The following is a 235-nucleotide window of genomic DNA, read 5'->3' as shown; positions in this document are numbered from 1 at the left end:
CCGCCAGACCGCGTTCGTGCCTGTTACCAGCACTGCTGCCTCCAGTACGTCTCCGGCCAGATGATGACCAACGCGACCCTGCGCAAGCGCTTCAAGATCGAGGAGAGCGACTACCCGGTCGCCTCCCGGATCATCCGGGACACGATAGACGCAGCGCTGGTCAAACCCGAGGACCCGGAGAACAAGTCCAAGAAACACGCTCGCTATGTGCCTTTCTGGGCATGAGCTCATGTGC

Annotated in this window: 1 pseudogene; it reads left to right on the top strand. The window is 61.3% G+C overall.

The features are described 5' to 3' along the window. Positions 1 to 225, top strand: a pseudogene (locus ACLJNW_RS28590) (transcriptional regulator); the annotation flags it as partial. Positions 226 to 235: the final 10 nt, after the last annotated feature.

Origin of the sequence: Salmonella sp. SAL4457 (assembly GCF_046548235.1) — a bacterium.
Lineage (GTDB): Bacteria > Pseudomonadota > Gammaproteobacteria > Enterobacterales > Enterobacteriaceae > Salmonella > Salmonella enterica.
The sequence above is the reverse complement of the archived record's forward strand: the minus strand, read 5'-3'. Positions and strand labels throughout refer to the sequence as shown.